Source organism: Frankia sp. CcWB2, from assembly GCF_977927585.1.
The window spans coordinates 26,928-28,646 of the sequence record NZ_CDWRCM010000016.1 but is presented as its reverse complement, the minus strand read 5'-3'; the positions used below and the strand labels follow the sequence as shown (position 1 = coordinate 28,646).

1 protein-coding gene is annotated in these 1,719 nt (G+C 71.0%); it reads right to left on the bottom strand.

Annotation, left to right across the window (positions count from 1 at the left end):
• Nucleotides 1-285 precede the first annotated feature (285 nt).
• Nucleotides 286-1,548 (bottom strand): PucR family transcriptional regulator, encoded by a 1,263-nt coding sequence (locus ACY45C_RS03440; protein ID WP_462186203.1) that lies wholly within the window; start codon nucleotides 1,546-1,548, stop codon nucleotides 286-288.
• Nucleotides 1,549-1,719 lie beyond the last annotated feature (171 nt).

Below are 1,719 nucleotides of genomic sequence, written 5' to 3'. Positions count from 1 at the left end.
GAGACCGCGCCAGGCGCGGAGCTGTCCGGGGGTCTGTGCACCCTGGCCGGGCGCGAGGATCGCGAGCACCTGTTCACCTAACCCTTCACGAGGACTGGTTGTCGCTGGCGGCTACTCACCGATGTGTCGACCGGCTGTTGTAGGTGTCCTACAAACCGATCTGTTTGGATCGGACGTTACTGCGCGACGCTGACATCGGCCTGGAATGGCATGACGGACCTGCAAAGTAGTTCGATGTGACCATTCTCGCGCGGGGGTGAGAGGGGTGTGGGAGGACTTGAACGATCATGTTTTTCCTGTAGGTAACACACCGTCGAGGCGTCCCAGAACGAGCGCAATATGCAGGATGAAGCGTTCGCGGTGGTCCGCCGGATCCAGCCCGCACACCTCGGCGGCCTTACGGAGTCGGTAACGGACCGTGTTGGTGTGGAGATACAGCGCCCGGGCCGTCGCCTCCAGCGACGAGCCGAAGTCGAGATAGGCCCCGGCGGTCTCCAGTAGCGGGGTACCGGCGTCGCGCAGCGGGACGTACACCTCGTCGATGAGCGCCCGCCGGGCGTCAACGTTCCCCGCGAGGGCGAGTTCCGGGAGCAGGGCGCGGGCCATGACCGGCCGGGGCGCGGCCGGCCAGGCGGCGACCACGTCCGTGGCGGCGAGGGCGACCCGCGCCGCGTGCGGTGCCCCGGTCAGGTCACCGACCACCGGGCCGATCACCACCGGGCCCGGCCCGCAGGCGGGAAGCAGCGCCCGGGCCGCGTCGAGGACGGTGTTCACCGGCGCGGTGCCGCCGGCCGGGCGGGTACCCGCGGTGGGGGGAGGTTCGACGCTGTTCTCCGGCTGGAGGGTCATCTCGGGACGGCCGATGCCGTCCCTGCCGGCAGTGAAATTCCCGCCGACCACCATCACCAGGCGATCATGGTGGACCCCGGCGAGAACCTCCAGTTGGGCCATGCGGGCGAGCCGGTGCGCCTCGTCGACCACCACCTCCGGCGAGTTGCTCCCGGCCGTGCCGACGATGACGGTGACGGACGGCGGGTTACGCCAGCCCACCGCGGCCGCCCGTGACGGCAGTGCCCGGTCGACCTCGCCCCGGACCACGTGGTCGACGACCAGCGCCTCCAGCCGGGCATCCCAGGCACCGCGTTCCTCGGCGGCGCGGGCGTAGACGACCGCGCCGGCGAACGCGATGTCACGGGAGTAGCGCAGGACATCGGCGAGCAGCCGTTGCTCGTGCTCCGGGCCGGCCAGGTTCGGCACCTCGGCCTCGATCGCCTCCACCGCGACCCGGACCAGATCGACGAGCCGGCGGAAGGTCACGGCGCGGACGAGTTCCCGCGGGGCGACCCGGAAGACGTCCTCGGACAGATCCCGGGCGTGTTCGGGCCGCCGGCACCACTCCACGAACGACGAGATGCCGGCCTGCACCACGAGCTGAATTCCGGCGCGGTGACTGGCCGACATGGCTGGGAACCAGGGCAGCGCCTCCGCCATCCGGGCCGCCGCCCGGGAGGCGAGCATCCCGCTCGACCGTTCCACCCGGCGGATCACCTCGCTGGTGCTTTCTCCGCCGGGTGTGCTCCCGGTCGATGTGGGTCGGGCTTGGTCGCCGTCGGGTCTGGGGCTGGCCCCGCCGGCCGACCACGGATTGCCCAGATCAGGGATACGCGGCTCCGGGTAGTCGACGGATTGCTCCGGCACCGGCTCGGTTTCGGGGCTCGG